This window comes from Exiguobacterium sp. s192 (assembly GCF_018618795.1).
Lineage (GTDB): Bacteria > Bacillota > Bacilli > Exiguobacteriales > Exiguobacteriaceae > Exiguobacterium_A > Exiguobacterium_A undae.
Genome location: NZ_JACSMS010000006.1, coordinates 64,919 through 84,415 on the forward strand (window position 1 = coordinate 64,919; position 19,497 = coordinate 84,415).

Here is a 19,497-nt window from a genome sequence, read left to right on the forward strand (position 1 = left end):
GGAGGATACTGAGATGAGCACACGTCGTGTATTGTTTATCTGTACAGGAAACACATGCCGAAGCCCGATGGCGATGGCATTATTGCGCTCAAAAGTAGCGGATCAAGAATTCGATGTCCGTTCAGCCGGTCTGCGTTCTATGCAAGGCTTTGATGCTTCTGAAAATGCGTTGCAAGTCTTACGTGAACGTGGAATCGAGCTTGAACATTATACGCAAGTCTTCGACGACGTCCTCGGGCGTTGGTCGGATATCATCTTGACGATGACACGGAGTCATAAACAAGAAGTCGGCGAACGGTACCCGGAACTCAAAGATCGGACATTCACGCTGTATGAGTACGTGACGGGTCTTGAACGGGACATCAACGATCCGTATGGTGGATCGATGAACGTTTACCGGCAGGTCCGAAATGAACTCGAACCCCTCGTCAACCGTCTTGTGTTAAAATTGACGCAGAACGGAAACGGAAGAAAAGCACCGGACAACCGGAAACTTCCGAAAAAACAACCTAAACAAACGGGGGAATAGTAACGATGAAAGTAGCAATTGGAGCAGATCACGGTGGTTTTAAGCTGAAAGCAGAACTGACTGAACTTTTACAGGAGCTTGGGATTGATTATACGGACTTCGGCACCTATTCATCCGATTCGATTGATTATCCGGACGTCGCGATTCCTGTCGCGGAAGCTGTCGCAAACGGTGAGTTTGACCGCGGTATTCTGATTTGCGGTACTGGAATCGGGATCGGCATCGCTGCGAATAAAGTCAAAGGCATTCGGGCGGCACTTGTCCATGATACGTTCAGCGCGAAAGCGACACGTCAGCACAACAACTCGAATATCTTGACGATGGGAGAACGTGTCATCGGACCGGGTCTTGCCCGCGATATCGCTCAGATCTGGCTTGAGACCGAGTTCGAAGGCGGACGCCACGAAACCCGTGTCTGCAAAATCTCAGATTATGAGGTGAAGTAAATGGATTTGGAACAAATTAAACAGGATCTCGAAGCGTCACTGACCGAATTGAATGAGCGCTACCCGTTAAAAGGGAAGTTGCTCGTCATCGGTTGTTCGACGAGCGAAGTCATCGGGAAACAAATCGGTAAAGCCGGTTCACCCGAAGTCGCAGAAGCGTTGTTTGACGTCTTCGACGCGTTTCGTCGCTCGCATCAGGTCGATCTTGCGTTTCAAGGTTGTGAGCACATCAACCGTGCCTTGACGCTCGAGCGGCAAATCGTCGAACGCCTTGGTCTTGAAGCCGTCACGGTCGTTCCGGTTCCGGAAGCGGGTGGTTCGATGGCAAGCGTCGCTTACCAACGTTTCTCAGCACCGGTCGTCGTCGAGGCGATTCAGGCGGATGCCGGGATCGATATCGGCGATACGTTCATCGGGATGCATTTAAAACAAGTGGCGATTCCTGTGCGCCTGCCGCACAAGGAAATCGGAGAAGCACACGTGACGGCTGCCGTCACACGACCAAAATTGATTGGTGGCGCTCGCGCTAAATACGAATGATTTGTGCAAGGGGTTGCATTCCCCTTGCTTTTTTAATGTGTTTTTAGAGGGTGCCCGTTATTGATTATTCGTGTTAAGATAGTGCTATCGAAATGAATGGGGGAATTCAGATGGAACAAACACCGCTTACGTATCTGAAACAGCAAGACGAGGAACTCTTTTCGGCCATGCGCAAGGAACTGGGACGTCAACGCGATAATATCGAATTGATCGCTTCAGAAAACTTTGTCTCACAAGCTGTCATGGAAGCTCAAGGCAGCGTGCTGACGAACAAATACGCAGAAGGTTACCCGGGACGTCGTTATTACGGAGGTTGTGAGTTCGTTGATTTAGCGGAGAACTTGGCGCGTGATCGGGCGAAAGCCATCTTTGGTGCTGAACATGCCAACGTGCAACCGCACTCTGGGGCGCAAGCCAACATGGCGGTTTACTTCACGATTCTCGATCAGGGCGACACGGTCCTCGGGATGAACCTCTCGCATGGTGGTCACTTGACGCACGGCAGTCCTGTGAATTTCTCCGGTGTTCAATACAACTTCGTCGAATATGGTGTCGATCCACAAACAGAGATGATCGATTACGATGTCGTCGCGAAGCTGGCAGAAGAACACAAACCAAAACTGATTGTTGCGGGAGCATCGGCTTATCCGCGCGTCATCGACTTCAAACGGTTCCGTGAAATCGCGGACAGTGTCGGTGCCTACTTGATGGTCGACATGGCTCACATCGCGGGACTCGTCGCAGCAGGCGTTCACCCGAATCCGGTCGAACACGCCCACTTCGTCACGACGACGACGCATAAGACACTGCGTGGTCCACGCGGCGGAATGATCTTGTGTAAGGAAGAACACGCGAAAGCGATCGATAAAGCGATTTTCCCTGGCATCCAGGGTGGTCCGCTCATGCACGTCATCGCAGCAAAAGCCGTTGCCTTTGCAGAAGCCTTGGCACCGGACTTCAAGGACTACATCAATCAAGTCGTCGCGAATGCAAAAGTGCTCGGCGAAGAGTTGACGGCACGTGGTCTGCGGATCGTCTCCGGCGGCACGGATAACCACTTGCTGCTCGTTGACCTGCAACCGCTTGGTATCACAGGGAAGTTAGCGGAGCATGCGCTGGACGAAGCCGGCATCACGGTCAATAAAAATACGATTCCGTTTGACCCGGCAAGTCCGTTCGTCACAAGCGGAATCCGGATTGGAACGGCGGCGATGACATCACGTGGTTTCAAAGAAGCCGAGATGAAACAAATCGCAGAACTGATCGAGCTTGTTCTGAAAAATCCAGAAGACAACGAAACACTGACAAGTGCCCACAAGCAAGTCTTGGCTTTGACAGGTCGTTTCCCGCTTTACCCGGAACGCGGTTAAGTTTCGGAAGCCTCAAGACCACCTCGACCTTTTCGAACGATGAGAAGTGCGGGGTGGTTTTTCTGATGGCATGAACCAGACAGGAAAGGAGTGACGACCGTGGAGATTTTAGTGGTAGAAGACGACTTGAATATCCAGCGACTTGTCCGCGAGACACTGGAAGCAGACGGACACCGGGTCCGGGCGACTGCAGACGGGAACGAAGCGGCACACTGGATCGACGGGCAGGTATTTGAAGCCGCGGTGCTCGATGTGATGGTCCCGGGACGAAGCGGCTTTGAGTTATGCGCTCGATTACGGGCAAGTCAGGAAATTCCGATTTTGATGCTGACGGCACTCGGCGAGCTGACGGATAAACGTGAGGGCTTTACAGCCGGAGCGGACGATTACATCACAAAACCGTTTGATCCGGAGGAATTGCTGTTTCGTCTGCATGCCGTCGCGCGGCGTTATCAAAAAGCCGCCATCCCGGTCATGCGGTTCGGGGACGTCACGATTGATAAACGGAGCCAACAGCTGATGATCGGGACGACCCGCTTGACGATTCCAAGACGTGAGTTTGAGCTGTTGCACCAGCTGGCCAGTTTCCCGGGACGGGTCTTCAGTCGCGAGGAATTAATCGAACACGTCTGGGGACTCGACTTCATGGGGGACGACCGGACGATCGACGTTCATATCAAGCGACTCCGCAACCGTCTGCAGGAGACGAACGCAATCGAGATCCAGACCGTCCGAGGACTCGGCTACCGATTGGAGGTCCGCTCATGAAATCGTTATATACGAAAATTGTGGGTCTCGTCTGCCTCGTCTTGCTCGGTTCAGCTTTGATCGCCTTATTGATCAGTAATGTGTTGTACTACACCGTCTTACAAGCGTCTTACAGTCAAAAGGTCGAAGAGGCGGTTCAGACGTCGTTTGCTTATTACGAACAGCACGGGGACCAGCAGGTCGACTCCTTCTACGAAATGCTCAGTGCGACCGGTTTTCAATTGTACGTCGTCTCGGAATCGGGTCAGGTGAAACGGTACGGCAATCCGTTCCGTGACGAAACATTGGCACCCGACGTCATTCAATCGGTGCGGGACGGGCAGGTCTACCAGGGGATGCGGGAGTATCCGTTTCACCTGTTTTTACTTGGACTGTTTGATAACGAAGTCATCAATACGTATGGCGCGTCGCTAGAGACGGAGACAGGTACAGACGCTGTTTTCATCCGACCGGATCTAAGCCGACAGATTCGCGAACTGCACCTGTTCGTGGGTGCCTTCTTGGCACTACTCGTCTTAATCAGCTTCCTGTTGCTTGTCTTTTCGATCCGTTACCTCGTCCGGCCAATCAAAAGATTGACGAAAGCAACCGAACAGATGACAGCTGGAGATTATTCCGTCACGGTCGCGACGACCGGTCAGGATGAAATCGGGGAACTGTCGCGCCGGTTTGACGAGATGGCGCAAGCTGTCGCCAAATCAGACGCCGAACGAAAAACGTTTGTCGCGAACGTCTCCCACGAATTCCAATCGCCCTTAACGACGATCAAAGGGTATGCCGGACAGCTTGAACAGACAGCCGGGCCGGACGACCGGGCGAAACTGGTGACGATCGGACAAGAGGCGGCACGGATGGCGGAATTGACACGGCAACTGCTTGTACTCGCCCGACTGGACGAAGGACGGCAAGTGGCGCGGCATCCGGTGCCGTTGGGACAAGCGATTCAGGCGACGTTACAGACACTCAGCTATCAACTGGATGAGCAAGGCATCGCGGTCGCTCTGACCGTACCGGACGACACGGTCATTCTCGCAAACGAGATGGCGCTCGAGCAGATTTTCCATAACATCATCCGCAATGCACTGCATGTCTCGACCGACGGACAACTGATTTCGATTCAAGCCGAGACCGCAGGAAGTATGGTGAAGGTCCGGATCAGTGATGAAGGACCGGGCATGACGCCGGACATGATCGAACATGCTTTTGAACGGTTTTATCAAGGCGATGCCTCGCGTGGTGCAACCGGGACAGGGCTTGGTCTTGCCATCGTTCAGGAGACGATTCATCAACTCGGTGGAACGGTTCGGATCGAGTCACGACTCGGTGTGGGCACGACGTTTGTTTTGACTTTTCCCCAAGCCGATTAACTTGTTCATGTTCCGTTCATCTTCAGACTTTAAGATAAACCTGTAACGAAAGAAGCAGGAGGGATAGAGCATGAAGATGGGGTGGCGTGAATTAATTCGGATGAAACAACGATTCACCTTGATGGCGATCGTGACGACCTTGATCGTCTTATTGATTTTAATGATTTCCGGTCTCGCGGACGGACTGGCCTACGATAACGGAGCCGTCGTCCGGAACTTACCGGTCGAGCACGTGGCGCTGAGCCAAGATGCGGAAGGACAACTGACACGCTCATTTTTGGAACAAACGGACCAGCCGGCGGGAACGGAAGCGTTGGGTGTCCAAAGTATGGTCCTTGAGAAACAGAATGGGACAAAAGATGATGTGACAGTGTTTGCGTCTCCAGCGGATACGGTTTATGGACCGAAGGAACTGGCGACATTGAAGCCGGGACAAGTCCTGGTTGATACGCAGTATGCCAAGCAAAGCGGGACAGCCGTCGGGGATACGATCACGGATTTCCGGACGAAAACGACGTTTGAAATCGTCGGGACGGTCAGCGATGGGCGGTACAGCCATGCACCGGTGCTCTGGACGACACTTGAGACGTGGAAGGCGTGGCAAGATAAGATGAAGACGAATTATGTGTCGGCCTTCATCAGTCAGGATCCCATCAAGACGGATCTTGCGACCTATACCCAACAACAGATTGTCGAACAAGTACCCGGTTATGCGGCGGAACAAAATTCCTTCCAAATGATGCGGATTGCCCTCGTTTTGATCGGTTCCTTGATTTTGACCGCCTTTTTCTACATCTTGACGATACAGAAGATGAAGCAACTCGGCATCTTAAAAGCCATCGGGATTCGGACACGAACGATTGGTCAAGGATTGGTCTTACAGGTCTTTCTGTTGACGACCGTTTCGTTTGCGATCAGCCTGCTGCTGACCTGGACAATCGGTCAGCTCTTACCAGGTGACCTGCCGTTCCGATTTGAATGGACAACGAGTTTCGGCTACGGCGGATTAATTGTACTGACAGCGATGCTTGGTGGTCTGATACCGTTACGTGCCTTGAAAAAACTGGAGCCGGCGGATGCGATGGGAGGAATGACAGGATGATTAAGATGACACAGGTCGAACAAACGTATGGAGAGATGAAAGTCCTGCACGACGTTTCGTTCGAAGCCGGGACAGGTGAACTGATTGCCCTCGTCGGACCGAGCGGCAGCGGTAAAAGTACGTTATTACAATTGCTTGGTCTGTTGCAGACACCTTCATCCGGCATGATTCAATTTGACGGCAGTCCGCTCGGTGATACGTCGGACGAAGGACGGCGGCAAATGCGGCTTGAGGAAATCGGCTTCATCTTTCAGGAGTCGCACCTCGTTCCGTTTCTGACGGCAGCGGAACAACTGGAGCTCGTCGCAGAAGAAGCCGGACGCACGATCGATGCGGCGGCGCAGCTCGAAGTGTTCGGGTTAGGTGACCGATGCAATCATTTGCCGCACGCCTTATCCGGCGGGGAACGGCAACGGGTCGCGATCGCCCGGGCGCTCGTCAATGACCCGCGTCTCGTCTTGGCGGATGAACCGACGGCGAGCCTCGATTATTCGAACGCGCAACAGGTGATGGAATTGTTACGGAAGCAGGCGCATGAGTACGGGAAGACCGTTATCGTCATCACGCATGATGACCGGATGCTGTCGTACTGTGACCGTGTCTTGCGGATGGAAGACGGCAGTTTAAAAGAAACATGATACATCGGGAGCAGGGGCGAACCTTTTTGAGGACGTCCCTGCTCTTTTTTTTAGTTAATTTAATTAAATTAATCTGACAATATAAGTTTCTTGTTGAATATTTTGTATTCATTTTTACTTTTTTTGTTATAATAAATTAAATTATTGATTGAAGGTGGAACGTATTCATGAAACTCGAGGAATTTGCACAAGAAGAAATTGACCGTGTTGATATAGATCAGTTATCCGGCTGGTTAGCGAAACAAAGTCTTTCGAAACGGAACTATAAAAAATTAGTGGAGGACTTTCAAGCAATCGTCATCATGCAACAGGCGGGCTTTTACGAACAAGCCGATGAACGGTTTACACAATGGAAAAACATTCCGGTCCCAATCGAGATGTACCGCTACCGGATGGCGATTGCAGCACGGGCAGGCGGCAAGACGCTCGCTAAAAAACGGTTCATGCTGTTGCCGGATATGGCAAAAAATCACAACTACATGAAGCCATGGCGCAAGCTTGTCCGCGTTAATCCATGGATGATGTCCGGTTTCGTTGCGGCGGGTATCCTGCTGATCGGTTTATTCCAGCTCGATTTTTCGGACGATTCGGCAGAAACGGCGACACAGAAAAAAAGTGAACAACAGGTCGTAGCGTTGACGAAAGAAGTTGAGACCCTGACCGAAACCAAAGAACAGTTGGCGGACAAAGTGAAAAAGCAGGAACAGCAAGTGGCTCAAGAAAAAGAAACCGCGGTTCACACCTATCAACTGAAAGAAGCGAAGGCAGCACTCGATGCCAAAGCGTATACGGAAGTCGACCGTATCCTGACGAAAGAGGTGGTTGAGGATCCGAAGACCGCCGCGACGGCGTCGTTCTATCAGTTAAAGGCGAAACACCGGGTCTACAAGTCGATTCCTAAAAACTATTCGGCGTATCTTACTACCTATCCTAAATCCGTACACGTTCCATCCGTTCTCTGGATGAAGGCTTTCCGCGAACAGGCGCTTGGTCAGCCGGTTTATCAAGAAACGTTGAAAAAACTTGCGAAGTTGCCAAAAAGTCCGGCATCGACGGCGGCACGGGATGTCTTGGCGGGAAAACGGGTCTTAAACGACCAGGACTTCTGAGAAAACAGTTCCCAAGCAGTCGCTTTTTAGAGTACAATGCGAAAAGAGAATGGAGAGGAGATGCAAAACAATGAGTAAAGTACATGTATTTGATCACCCATTGATTCAGCACAAGATGACGATCATGCGTAAAGTCGAAACAGGAACGAAACAATTCCGGGAGCTTGTCGACGAAGTGGCTTCATTGATGGCATATGAACTCACGCGTGACCTTCCACTCACAGACGTTGAAATCGAGACACCGGTCACGAAAACGACGCAGAAGATGATTGAAGGCAAGAAACTGGGAATCGTTCCGATTCTTCGTGCCGGTCTTGGAATGGTCGACGGCATGCTTCGAATGATGCCGAACGTCAAAGTGGGTCACATCGGTCTTTACCGTGATCCGGAGACACTTGAGCCGACAGAATACTATCTCAAATTACCGACAGACGTTGCGGAACGTGACTTCGTCGTCGTTGATCCGATGCTTGCGACAGGCGGTTCTGCCTCTGACGCAATCTCCTCTTTAAAGAAACAAGGCGCACAAAGCATTAAGCTGGCGTGTCTCTGTGCAGCACCTGAAGGCGTCAAACGCGTTCAGGAAGAACATCCGGATGTCGATATTTATCTTGCGGCACTCGATGAGAAATTAAATGACCATGGTTACATCGTCCCTGGACTCGGGGATGCGGGTGACCGTCTGTTTGGTACGAAGTAAGAAAAACGTTTGAATGAAAAAGCCGTGGACATTTATTTGTCTGCGGCTTTTTTTCAAGCTGTGCGAAAGTAATTATTCATGATTTTTAAGGAGAAAATCATAATCAATTTGTATACTGTTGATAATGACTTTTAATTTAGTAAAAATTAGTGCCATAAGAAAGTACTTTTTAGTTTTTGTAAAAAATATTTTTTACTGGAGGTAAAAATGAGTACTATTCAATGCATTTTTTGTTTAGAAGAAAAAGTATCATCAAAAGAACATGTTTTTCCCGATTCTTTAGGTGGTTTGTTGATAATATACGATGTATGTAAGGATTGTAATGATAAATTAGGTGAAAAAGTTGATTACCACTTAGTCGATCATGGATTAATGCAATTAGCTAGATTTACTAAAGGATTAAAAGGTAAAAAGGGAACTATTCCTAATCCTTTAAGTGTTGGAAAGAGTACAGACGATCCTGATATGACTTTACGGTACAAACATACGAGTGATGGTACGCCAGGGGCTCTTTATGTTATTCCGAACGTAATATTTGATGATGGAAAGTATAGAGTAATGGTAGATGCGAGCGAACCCGATAGACTTGTTGAAACCGTAAATAAGATATTAATAAGAAACGGATTGGAGTCTATGACAAAAGAGGAGATATTTTCAAAGGCACATTACGAAAAAACAGAAAATCCTCGAATGGATATTGAAATGGTAATAGATATGCATAGTTATCGAAAAGCAATAATCAAAATTATTTATGAAATGACTTACTATTGGCTTGGGAAAGATTATCTCAATGATGAAATGGCAATCAAAATAAGAGAATACATATTATCAAAGGAGCTAGAGGTAGACGGATTGATTGAAAAAGTTGAATTGGTAGGTGATAAAAGAGATGTATTGACGAGTCTTGCCGATTCTGATTCGCACATTGCTGTGTTAATAAAAAATAGAGATAGAATTAGCTGCTATATAAATATTTTTAATAATTTTCACGGATTAGTAGTTGTAACAGAAAAAGCAACATTATATAAAGATGTTTCGAACCGATTTTTAATTAATGATACTAAAGAAAAGTTAATTAGAGAAAGTTCCTTAGCTGAAGAGATCACTCGGAACAGTCGTAAGTAAATAAACACTGGATCCAAGATTGGTAAAATAAAAATAGAAAAAATCAGGAGGAAGTTTGTATGCCAATCAAAGTCATGCCAATTTTCGGCACACGACCGGAAGCGATCAAGATGGCACCACTCGTCAACGTCTTAAAACAAAATCCTGCGTTCGATGTTCATGTCACGATCACGGCGCAACACCGGGAAATGCTCGATCAAGTACTAGAGCTGTTTGAGATTACACCCGATCACGATTTGAATATCATGAAGCCCCGCCAAACGTTAGTCGATATCACGACACGCGGTCTGGAAGGATTGGATGCAGTCATGAAAGAAGTCCAGCCCGATCTCGTGTTAGTCCACGGCGACACGACGACGACGTTCGTCGGGAGTCTTGCGGCTTATTACAACCAAATCGCCGTCGGTCATGTCGAAGCCGGACTCCGTACATACGATAAGTATTCACCGTTCCCGGAAGAGGTGAACCGGCAGTTGACGTCGACCTTGGCTGACCTGCATTTCGCACCGACCGATCAGGCGGCAACGAACCTCGCGTCAGAAAATCGCCTGACAGGTGTCTACGTGACGGGCAATACGGCGATTGATGCCTTACAGACGACGGTCCAACCCGATTACGTCCATCCTGTGCTGGAAACAGTCGGTGAACGGAAACTCGTCTTGATGACAGCTCATCGCCGGGAAAATCAAGGTGCGAAGATGCATCAGATGTTCCGCGCGATCCGCCGTTTGGCAGATGATTACCCGGATATCCATATCGTCTATCCCGTCCATTTAAATCCGGTTGTCCAAGAAGCAGCCAAGGATGTGTTCAAAGGGCACGATCGGATAACCTTGATTCCACCGCTTGATGTCTTCGACTTCCACAACTTCGCCAGTCGGGCGCATCTGATTCTGACCGATTCCGGCGGCGTCCAGGAAGAAGCGCCGTCGCTTGGTGTTCCGGTCCTCGTCTTACGCGATACGACAGAACGTCCGGAAGGGGTGAAGGCTGGAACGCTGAAGCTTGCCGGAACGGACGAAGACACGATTTACCGTCTTGCCAGCGAGTTGCTGGACGATAAAGTCGCATATACAGAGATGGCGCACGCTTCAAATCCATACGGCGACGGTCACGCCTCAGAACGGATTGCGGCGGCGATTTTAGAACATTTTAATCACCAAGCGACGTTTGAACCGTTTCGGGTAAACTAATTTGTGACACGAGTGGGTTTTCGTGGAAAATCGATTCGTGTTCTTATCTTGATTCGAAAATGAAAGCAGTCTGATGTTGACTGATGCGGCTGCGCTCGACTCCTTCGGGAAAAAGGAAGCGGAACGCTTCCGCCCGAGGAAAGCGAGAGCAGAAAGCAGGGGCATACGTATCGAACTAAACACACAAAAGATATAGTTTTTGTTAAAAAATCAACTGCCGGATGACCTCAAAATGATGAAATCAGATCTGACATTTTGAGCTGTGACAAGGGACACACGAGACGAATTGGAAATCGTCTGCCGTCTTTGTTACAAACAGATGTCAGAGGGGTTTTCCTGTCCCAAAACGGAAGCGTTTACAATTGTGAATAAAAATTGTTTTTTCACAAAATCGACACAAATCAAATTTAGATGACTTGTTTCTCATTCCGGAACACGATATAACGTTACTGTTCAATGGTTTTGTTCACCTAGTGAACCATCTCGCTAAACGTTGATAGTACTACATATTTTCTTCACATCTTCGTGAAAAGCGTGGCACGGGATACCTCTGTGAAAACCTTATCAATTGTTGATATACAATGGTTTCGACGGTCCATTTTAATTGTGAATTCATTTGACTATGAAATGGTTCTCATTGTATTCTTGACTAGTATGAAAATCCGCAAATTGTGGGAAAGAAAAAGAGCCCACAACTGGGAAAAGGGGGTCGTCTCTAGTGCGCCAAAACGGGCTCGCGACGAGTATGATTATGGCCTCGCAAATTTCGACGGCACTTGCCGCACCGATCGTCATCGGCTTTCTTGTTGGGAACTATGGGGAACAGCAGAACTGGTGGCAAAATATGGGGGCGACGTTTTCAGTGTTCATCGGGATTTTCATCGGCATTCTCTGCATGATCGCAATGATCAGGCACTTGTTAGGAGACAAGACATGAACATCATCCTTCAAGATGCGTTGTATCGTGCGTACTTAAGATGGTTCGGACTCTATTATGGAATCCTTGCTGTCCTGTTACTTGTCGGTTATCCGAGTGATCCAGTGATTTATGGGCTGGCATTAGGTGGGGCAGGTAGCTTCATGATTCTGACGCTGCAACGACTCAGCGTCGATCGAATGTATCGTGTAATCGAGCGTGGGCGTAAGCCGATGTCTCGAGGGACCGTATCACGCATGGCGGTCGCGGTACTTTGTGTGATGATCGGTTTGAAGTACGAAACCGAATTGTCATTAACTGCGGTGGTAATAGGCCTTCTCGCCGGCCACGTCATACAATTTTGTGAGTTTTTGACTCACGAACTTAAGCGGGAAAAGAGGTGAATAGTCAAATGAACCACGAAATGCCACTTTACGAAATCCCACTCTGGGGCGACTTCGTTCTGTACGGTAGCTGGACAAACTTGATCACAGTGCTGATTGCAGCTGCTCTCGTTTTCCTGATTGCCGTGGCCGGTACGCGACGTCTAGCGATGAAGCCAACCGGTTTTCAAAACACGCTGGAGTTATTCCTCGAATTCGTTCGCGGAATCATCAGCAGTACGATGGACTGGAAAACAGGGGGTCGCTTCCTAACTTTCGGAATGACACTGTTCCTATTCATCATCGTGTCCAACTTAATGGGTCTTCCCTTTAACGTTGTGACGGGTCACTACATTTGGTTCAACTCACCAACTGCGGATCCGTACGTGACACTTGCACTTTCATCTATGGTAGTGGTCATGAGCCATTATTATGGTGTGAAAATGCGCGGCTTCGGCGCTTATGCGAAAACGTTTATGACGCCGATGTTTATTATTACCATCATCGAGGAGTTCGCAAACACGTTGACGCTTGGTCTTCGTCTTTACGGTAACATCTTCGCGGGTGAGATCATGATTGGTATCATTCTCTCGATCGGTATCATCTCTGGAACGAACGATTTCCAATTCCTCGGACCAGTCGGTGTCATCCTGTCAGCGATTCCAATGATTATCTGGCAAGGATTCTCTCTCTTCATCGGGGCAATCCAAGCGTATATCTTCCTTATCTTAACGATGGTTTACATCGGACATAAGGCAGCGCACGACCATTAATTCGAAGGTAAAGCATCTGCTTTTCCGATAACCGCACGACCAAATTTCGAACACAATCTAGGGAGGCAATTCATAATGGAACTTATTGCAACAGCGATCATCATCGGACTCGGCGCACTCGGCGCAGGTATCGGTAACGGTCTTATCGTAAACGGTACAGTATTAGGACAAGCACGTCAGCCAGAACTCAAAAACGAACTTCGTCAAACAATGTTCATCGGTATCGGTCTCGTTGAGGCACTTCCAATCATCGGTGTAGCGGTCGGTTTCCTTCTCCTCAACTCTTAATCCGTATTTTACGCATCAAGAACTGAGCTACATAGGGCGTTATTCGTTCCACTAGAGTGAACCGTCATGGGGGCCACGGCTCCCTTATGTAGATATTAGAAGTAGGACCAACCACGAGGGGAGTGTAATCGAATGAATCTCACGTATCTTGCGGCAGAGGCGGGCGGCGAAGGCAACCAACTCTTACTTGCCAATATGATCGTCACGATCGTCGTTTTCCTCTTGCTCCTCATCCTCTTGAAGAAATTCGCATGGGGCCCGCTCATCAACATGATGAAAGCGCGTGAAGAGCATGTGGCGAGCGAGATCAATTCGGCTGAGAAAAGCCGGAAAGACGCTGAAGTCTACGTAGAACAACAACAAGCAGAACTCAACAAGGCACGTACGGAAGCACGTGACCTGTTAGAAGCATCACGCCGTCAAGCTGAGGCAGAACAAGCACGTGCGATGGAGCAGGCACGTCTTGAAACAGAAATGAGTAAGGAAGAAGCCCGCCGTGCGATCGAACGTGAACGCGCTGAAGCACAAGCTGCTTTGAAGAACGATGTTGCTCTTCAAGCAATCGCTGCAGCACGCCACGTCATGAAAACACAGCTTGCGACAGACGAAGCGGCTCAAAAAGCACTCGTCGATCAATTCCTTGCTGACACTAAGGGCACGAACTAATGCGTGACCACGTAGCGGGACGCTACGCAAAAGCGCTCTTCGATCTTGCACTTGAGCATCATGTGCTCGAACAAGCAGAAGCTGATGTGCGAACGCTCGGCGAAGTGCTCCACGCAACACCAGAGCTCGCATCGGTGTTAGACAACCCATCGATTTCTGCAGAAGAGCTGAAGCAAGTACTTCATACGAGCTTCACAGGCTTCAATACCATTGTCTTGAATACCATCCTCGTCATGGTCGAAAACGACCGTGCGGCGGAAGTATTATCATTGCCGGAGCATTTCATCGCGTTGTTGAACGAGCACCGTAACGTTGCGACAGCAATCGTGACAAGTGCATACAAACTGTCAGACGAAGAAATCACGAACGTGAAAGAAACGTTTGGCCAAAAATCAGGTAAAACGCTTGAAGTAGAAAATGTTGTTGATACGAATGTAATCGGCGGACTTCGTGTTCAAATCGGTTACACGACATATGATGGCACGATCGAAACGAAACTAACGCGACTTGAGCGTGAGCTGTTAAAAGCGTAAGAAAATAGGGGTGAAACGCATGAGCATTAGAGCTGAAGAAATCAGCGCCCTGCTTAAAGCGCGTATCGCGCAGTACGGTTCTACGATGGAAGTGAACGAGACAGGTACAGTCATCCAAATCGGTGATGGTATCGCTCGTGCACACGGACTCGACAACGTCATGTCGGGAGAGCTCGTAGAATTCGCTAACGGCACAATGGGCTTGGCGCAAAACTTAGAAGAAGGCAACGTCGGTATCATCATTCTTGGTGACTACCTTGAAATCAAAGAAGGCGACTCTGTTCGCCGTACGGGCCGCATCATGGAAGTACCAACAGGAGACGCACTCCTCGGACGTGTCGTCAACCCACTCGGTATGCCAATCGATGGTCTTGGTCCAATCGAAACAGAACACTATAACCCAATCGAGCGTAAAGCTTCTGGTGTTATGGCACGTAAATCGGTTCACGAACCACTTCAGACGGGAATCAAGGCAATCGATGCCCTCGTTCCAATCGGTCGTGGACAACGTGAGTTGATCATCGGTGACCGTCAGACGGGTAAAACGTCGATCGCCATCGATACGATCATCAACCAAAAAGAAGAAAACATGATCTGTATCTACGTCGCAATCGGACAAAAAGAATCAACAGTCCGTGGTGTTGTTGAGACACTCCGTAAAAACGGTGCACTTGATTACACGATCGTCGTTTCGGCAGCAGCTTCACAGCCGGCGCCACTTCTTTACCTCGCACCATTCGCTGGTGTAGCGATGGGTGAACACTTCATGGATCTCGGCAAGCACGTTCTTGTCATCTATGATGATCTTTCGAAACAAGCAGCGGCATACCGTGAGCTTTCGCTTCTTCTGAAGCGTCCACCAGGCCGCGAAGCCTACCCAGGTGATGTCTTCTACCTTCACTCACGTCTCCTTGAGCGTGCGGCGAAATTGAACGACGGACTTGGCGCAGGTAGCTTAACAGCACTTCCGTTCATCGAGACACAAGCGTCGGATATCTCGGCTTACATCCCGACAAACGTTATCTCGATCACGGATGGTCAAATCTTCCTTCAATCGGATCTCTTCTTCTCAGGTGTCCGTCCAGCGATCAACCCGGGTCTCTCGGTATCGCGTGTAGGTGGTTCGGCTCAAGTAAAAGCGATGAAGAAGGTAGCGGGTACGCTCCGTCTTGACCTCGCTTCTTACCGTGAGTTAGAAGCCTTTTCACAGTTCGGATCTGACCTTGATAAAGCGACACAATCGAAGCTTAACCGTGGTGAGCGGACAGTAGAGGTTCTGAAACAGGATCTCAACCAACCGTTGACTGTCGATAAGCAAGTCATCATCATCTATGCCTTGACTCGTGGTCACCTTGATGATGTTGCTGTTTCAGATATTCGTCGTTTTGAAAAGGAACTCAACCTTTGGCTCGATCAAAACCGCAAACAACTTTGCGATGAGATCCGTAAAACAGGTAACCTTCCAGCTGACGAAGAAATCGTTACTGCAATCTCAGAATTTAAGAAAACGTTCCAACCGACTGTCTAAGAGATCTCTCTTAGACTCGGCCGGACGCTCTTGATACTAACAAGGTGGTGAATCGAAATGGCATCGTTGCGCGAGATACAAATGCGGATCAACTCGACGAAAAGTACGAAACAGATCACGAAAGCGATGAACATGGTTTCGGCGTCGAAACTGAACCGCGCTCAAGCACATAGCGCGAAGTTCCAGCCTTACATGCTGAAAATGCAGGAAGTGCTCGGAACCATTGCGAATGGCACGACAGGTGCTAGCCATCCGATGCTCGAAAAACGTCCTGTCAAAAAGACAGGCTATATCGTCATCACATCGGATCGCGGCTTAGCTGGTGCATATAACGCCAACGTGCTGCGTGAAGTCTACCGGGAAATCAATGAAAAGCATACTACGGACAGTTACGTCTTGTTCGTGGTCGGTAAAGTCGGTGTCCAGTTCTTCCGTTCACGCGGAATTACGGTCACGGACGCGATCACAGGACTAAACGATTCTCCTTCGTATGTCGATGTCGCAGAAATCGTGAAGCGTACAGTGAGTGCGTTCACGCTCGGCGAAATCGACGAACTCAAGCTGTGCTACAACCATTTCTTGTCTGTCATCAGCCAGGAAGTGAAAGTCGAAACCCTTCTCCCGCTCGGAGAAATCGAAGCTTCGTCTTCGACGACTTATGAGTACGAGCCAAGTGAGGAACAAATCCTTTCTGAACTCCTTCCGCGTTATGCGGAGAGCTTGATTTTCGGTGCGCTTCTTGACGCGAAAGTAGCAGAACATGCGTCACGTATGACAGCAATGCAAAGTGCGACAGATAACGCAGATGACTTGATCGGTCGATTGACTCTCGTCTACAACCGGGCTCGACAAGCTGCAATCACGCAAGAAATCACAGAGATCGTCAGTGGAGCCGCTGCTCAGCAGTAAACCACTCGGCGTAATGATAGCTAGGAGGAAACACGATGAACGAACTCGGTTTAAAAGGCCGCGTCGTCGCGGTCATGGGACCTGTCATCGACGTTAAGTTCGACGGACACTTGCCGAACATCTACAACGCGCTTCGTATTCAATATACGCCGCAAACAGTAGAAGAAGTAGCCATCGATTTAACGCTTGAGGTCGCCTTGCATCTTGGTGACGACGTCGTCCGTACCATTGCGATGGATTCTACGGATGGTGTACGCCGCGGAGTGGAAGTACTGGACACTGGTGCTCCAATCTCGGTACCTGTCGGAGAAGCAACGCTTGGTCGCGTCTTCAACGTACTCGGTAACCCAATTGATGAAAAAGAACTCGATGCTACAGTGGAACGTCTTCCGATCCACAAAAAAGCACCGACGTTTGATAATCTTTCAACAAAAGTTGAAATCCTCGAAACAGGAATTAAAGTCGTTGACTTACTCGCTCCTTACATCAAGGGTGGTAAGATCGGTCTCTTCGGTGGTGCCGGTGTAGGTAAGACCGTCCTCATCCAGGAATTGATCAACAACATCGCCCAAGAGCACAGCGGTATCTCGGTATTCGCAGGTGTTGGTGAGCGGACGCGTGAAGGTAATGACTTGTACCATGAGATGACGGATTCAGGCGTTATCAAACAAACGGCGATGGTCTTCGGTCAGATGAACGAGCCGCCGGGCGCACGTCTTCGTGTTGCCTTGACTGGTTTGACAATGGCGGAATACTTCCGTGATGAGCAAGGACAAGACGTTCTTCTCTTCGTCGATAACATCTTCCGTTATACACAAGCAGGTTCAGAGGTATCGGCCCTTCTCGGTCGTATGCCATCTGCCGTTGGTTACCAGCCGACACTTGCTACAGAGATGGGTATGCTTCAAGAGCGTATCACGTCAACAAACAAAGGTTCGGTTACATCGATCCAAGCGGTTTATGTACCAGCCGATGACTATACTGACCCGGCTCCTGCAACGACGTTTGCCCACTTGGATGCAACGACGAACCTTGAGCGCCGTCTCTCTGAGATGGGTATCTATCCTGCCGTGGATCCACTTGCTTCGACTTCACGTGCCCTTTCACCGGAAATCGTCGGCGAAGAGCATTACAGTGTAGCTCGTCAAGTTCAGGAAACACTTCAGCGTTACAAAGAACTTCAAGATATCATCGCGATCCTCGGTATGGACGAGTTGTCTGAAGAAGACAAATTGACTGTACACCGTGCGCGTCGTATCCAGTTCTTCTTGTCGCAGAACTTCCACGTAGCTGAGCAGTTCACAGGACAAAAAGGATCGTACGTCCCAGTTAAGGACACGATCCGCGGCTTCAAAGAAATCCTCGGTGGAAAACACGATGATTTGACGGAAGAAGCGTTCCGTCTTGTCGGTCCAATCGAAGATGCGATTGAAAAAGCGAAGACGCTTGTCTAAGTGACAAAGCATAAGGGGGACTTGAGATGAACACACTTCATGTCAATATCGTCACCCCGGATGGCGAAGTGTATGATGGGAATGTTCGTATGGTCGTCGCGAAAACGATATCTGGTGAGATCGGGGTTCTCCCGCACCACGTACCGCTCGTGACACCACTCGACATCAGCATCTTGAAGTTGCGCCACGAAGATGGCGGACGCACGTTGATCGCTATCAGCGGTGGCTTTATGGAAGTGCGCCAGGATACAGTAACGATTCTTGCTGAAACGGCTGAAGCTGCGGAGAAGGTCGATTATGACCGTGCCTCTGCTGCGAAAGTCCGGGCAGAACGTCGTCTCCAGGACACGAAATTATCAGATCTTGAGTTCAAACGCGCTGAGCTTTCATTGAAACGCGCAATCAACCGTCTCAACCTAAAAGAGTACGGTCGCGATTGATCCAAGTAAAAAAGACCCGGTTTCCGTCATGGAAACCGGGTCTTTTTTCATGAACGGTCAATGATTCGGCTCAGGACAACCGTTTTCGCATGGGATTAAAGGGATTCAGGTTTAACAACGGTCAAAAAAGTAAAAGTACATTATATGTGTCCTCTTCACACATTTCTCAATCTTATTATGTTGTTTTTTCCAGATTCATCTTTTCATAATATATTTTATACGCTAAAATAAATTATCTTGTGCTTTTTTGTTTGCGCAATCATTCATTGTATGAAATCATGGTAAGGTTGGGAAAAACAAAACAAGAAGAGGTGCAGGAACAGTGACGTCAATCGGTTTAAGTGCGTTAGTCAGTATGCTCGTTTATTTAACAGCCATCATGCTTGCCTGGTGGGCACTCCTTCCTGTCAAATGGGAGAAGTTCCTCCAACATCCTAAAGGTCCGCAGGCTGTCGCCTTACGAGTGTTGCTTGCCATTGCGCTCGGTTCACTTGTCGCCGGATTTTTACTGGATTATTCGGGATTCGCGCAGCGTCTCCAATTTTTAGTCGGATGAACTTGTAACTTCATTGTAAACCTTGAATTGGTAAGATGATTTAGTATGGAACAGGATAGTATTCTTATAATGAAGTAACACAACCATTGTCGAGATGAAAAGTCGTGTTGGATTTGGAATGAGAGATAAACTACAGGGTGTTTCTCTTCTATCATGCGTTGGTC

At 48.8% G+C, this 19,497-nt stretch carries 23 protein-coding genes; all 23 read left to right on the forward strand.

Going from position 1 to position 19,497, the window contains the following annotated elements:
- Nucleotides 1–13 precede the first annotated feature (13 nt).
- The 23 genes from KNP87_RS11130 to KNP87_RS11240 all read left to right on the forward strand — a co-directional run bounded on the left by KNP87_RS11130 (nt 14) and on the right by KNP87_RS11240 (nt 19,333).
- Nucleotides 14–529: a low molecular weight protein arginine phosphatase gene (locus KNP87_RS11130; RefSeq protein WP_012371560.1), complete on the forward strand. Its 516-nt coding sequence runs from the start codon at nt 14–16 to the stop codon at nt 527–529.
- A gap of 5 nt (nt 530–534) precedes the next feature.
- Nucleotides 535–975 carry a ribose 5-phosphate isomerase B gene (gene rpiB / locus KNP87_RS11135; protein WP_214721697.1) on the forward strand — a complete coding sequence of 147 codons (441 nt, stop codon included), beginning with the start codon at nt 535–537 and terminating at the stop codon, nt 973–975.
- Nucleotides 976–1,515 (forward strand): TIGR01440 family protein, encoded by a 540-nt coding sequence (locus tag KNP87_RS11140; RefSeq protein WP_214721698.1) that lies wholly within the window; start codon nt 976–978, stop codon nt 1,513–1,515.
- A 110-nt stretch (nt 1,516–1,625) separates the two neighbouring features.
- Nucleotides 1,626–2,885, forward strand: a complete 1,260-nt coding sequence (gene glyA, locus KNP87_RS11145) for a serine hydroxymethyltransferase (RefSeq protein ID WP_214721699.1) — start codon at nt 1,626–1,628, stop codon at nt 2,883–2,885.
- A 99-nt stretch (nt 2,886–2,984) separates the two neighbouring features.
- A complete protein-coding gene (locus KNP87_RS11150) occupies nt 2,985–3,653 on the forward strand; it encodes a response regulator transcription factor (RefSeq protein ID WP_214721700.1) in 669 nt (222 codons plus the stop codon).
- Nucleotides 3,650–5,020 (forward strand): sensor histidine kinase, encoded by a 1,371-nt coding sequence (locus tag KNP87_RS11155; protein WP_214721701.1) that lies wholly within the window; start codon nt 3,650–3,652, stop codon nt 5,018–5,020. The genes KNP87_RS11150 and KNP87_RS11155 overlap by 4 nt, the downstream gene beginning before the upstream one ends.
- A gap of 70 nt (nt 5,021–5,090) precedes the next feature.
- Nucleotides 5,091–6,122 carry an ABC transporter permease gene (locus KNP87_RS11160; protein WP_214721702.1) on the forward strand — a complete coding sequence of 344 codons (1,032 nt, stop codon included), beginning with the start codon at nt 5,091–5,093 and terminating at the stop codon, nt 6,120–6,122.
- Nucleotides 6,119–6,760: an ABC transporter ATP-binding protein gene (locus KNP87_RS11165; RefSeq protein WP_214721703.1), complete on the forward strand. Its 642-nt coding sequence runs from the start codon at nt 6,119–6,121 to the stop codon at nt 6,758–6,760. The genes KNP87_RS11160 and KNP87_RS11165 overlap by 4 nt, the downstream gene beginning before the upstream one ends.
- 167 nt (nt 6,761–6,927) lie before the next feature.
- A complete protein-coding gene (locus tag KNP87_RS11170; protein WP_214721704.1) occupies nt 6,928–7,869 on the forward strand; it encodes a hypothetical protein in 942 nt (313 codons plus the stop codon).
- Nucleotides 7,870–7,939: 70 nt separating this feature from the next.
- The gene (upp, locus tag KNP87_RS11175) at nt 7,940–8,569 is read left to right on the forward strand and encodes a uracil phosphoribosyltransferase (protein WP_026831921.1); all 630 of its coding nucleotides are present in this window, start codon (nt 7,940–7,942) and stop codon (nt 8,567–8,569) included.
- 207 nt (nt 8,570–8,776) lie between these two features.
- Entirely contained in the window at nt 8,777–9,694 is a 918-nt protein-coding gene (locus tag KNP87_RS11180; protein ID WP_214721705.1) for an HNH endonuclease, read from the forward strand.
- 59 nt (nt 9,695–9,753) lie between these two features.
- Nucleotides 9,754–10,887 (forward strand): non-hydrolyzing UDP-N-acetylglucosamine 2-epimerase, encoded by a 1,134-nt coding sequence (gene wecB, locus KNP87_RS11185; protein ID WP_214721706.1) that lies wholly within the window; start codon nt 9,754–9,756, stop codon nt 10,885–10,887.
- A gap of 718 nt (nt 10,888–11,605) precedes the next feature.
- A complete protein-coding gene (locus tag KNP87_RS11190; protein WP_026831924.1) occupies nt 11,606–11,824 on the forward strand; it encodes an AtpZ/AtpI family protein in 219 nt (72 codons plus the stop codon).
- Entirely contained in the window at nt 11,821–12,207 is a 387-nt protein-coding gene (locus KNP87_RS11195; protein WP_026831925.1) for an ATP synthase subunit I, read from the forward strand. Before KNP87_RS11190 ends, KNP87_RS11195 begins: the two co-directional genes overlap by 4 nt.
- A gap of 8 nt (nt 12,208–12,215) precedes the next feature.
- Complete coding sequence (atpB, locus tag KNP87_RS11200) at nt 12,216–12,959, forward strand: F0F1 ATP synthase subunit A (protein WP_026831926.1); 744 nt, start codon at nt 12,216–12,218, stop codon at nt 12,957–12,959.
- A 75-nt stretch (nt 12,960–13,034) separates the two neighbouring features.
- On the forward strand, nt 13,035–13,247 hold the full coding sequence (gene atpE / locus KNP87_RS11205) for a F0F1 ATP synthase subunit C (RefSeq protein WP_012371545.1): 213 nt from the start codon (nt 13,035–13,037) through the stop codon (nt 13,245–13,247).
- A 132-nt stretch (nt 13,248–13,379) separates the two neighbouring features.
- Nucleotides 13,380–13,913 (forward strand): F0F1 ATP synthase subunit B, encoded by a 534-nt coding sequence (atpF, locus tag KNP87_RS11210; RefSeq protein WP_026831927.1) that lies wholly within the window; start codon nt 13,380–13,382, stop codon nt 13,911–13,913.
- On the forward strand, nt 13,913–14,446 hold the full coding sequence (locus KNP87_RS11215; RefSeq protein WP_026831928.1) for a F0F1 ATP synthase subunit delta: 534 nt from the start codon (nt 13,913–13,915) through the stop codon (nt 14,444–14,446). The genes atpF and KNP87_RS11215 overlap by 1 nt, the downstream gene beginning before the upstream one ends.
- A 19-nt stretch (nt 14,447–14,465) precedes the next feature.
- The gene (gene atpA / locus KNP87_RS11220; RefSeq protein ID WP_012371542.1) at nt 14,466–15,974 is read left to right on the forward strand and encodes a F0F1 ATP synthase subunit alpha; all 1,509 of its coding nucleotides are present in this window, start codon (nt 14,466–14,468) and stop codon (nt 15,972–15,974) included.
- 57 nt (nt 15,975–16,031) lie between these two features.
- The gene (atpG, locus tag KNP87_RS11225) at nt 16,032–16,883 is read left to right on the forward strand and encodes an ATP synthase F1 subunit gamma (RefSeq protein ID WP_026831929.1); all 852 of its coding nucleotides are present in this window, start codon (nt 16,032–16,034) and stop codon (nt 16,881–16,883) included.
- Between the two features lie 35 nt (nt 16,884–16,918).
- Nucleotides 16,919–18,337 (forward strand): F0F1 ATP synthase subunit beta, encoded by a 1,419-nt coding sequence (atpD, locus tag KNP87_RS11230; RefSeq protein ID WP_026831930.1) that lies wholly within the window; start codon nt 16,919–16,921, stop codon nt 18,335–18,337.
- Nucleotides 18,338–18,363: 26 nt separating this feature from the next.
- Complete coding sequence (locus tag KNP87_RS11235) at nt 18,364–18,777, forward strand: F0F1 ATP synthase subunit epsilon (RefSeq protein ID WP_026831931.1); 414 nt, start codon at nt 18,364–18,366, stop codon at nt 18,775–18,777.
- Between the two features lie 322 nt (nt 18,778–19,099).
- Nucleotides 19,100–19,333 (forward strand): DUF1146 family protein, encoded by a 234-nt coding sequence (locus tag KNP87_RS11240; protein WP_026831932.1) that lies wholly within the window; start codon nt 19,100–19,102, stop codon nt 19,331–19,333.
- The last annotated feature ends 164 nt before the right edge of the window (nt 19,334–19,497 follow it).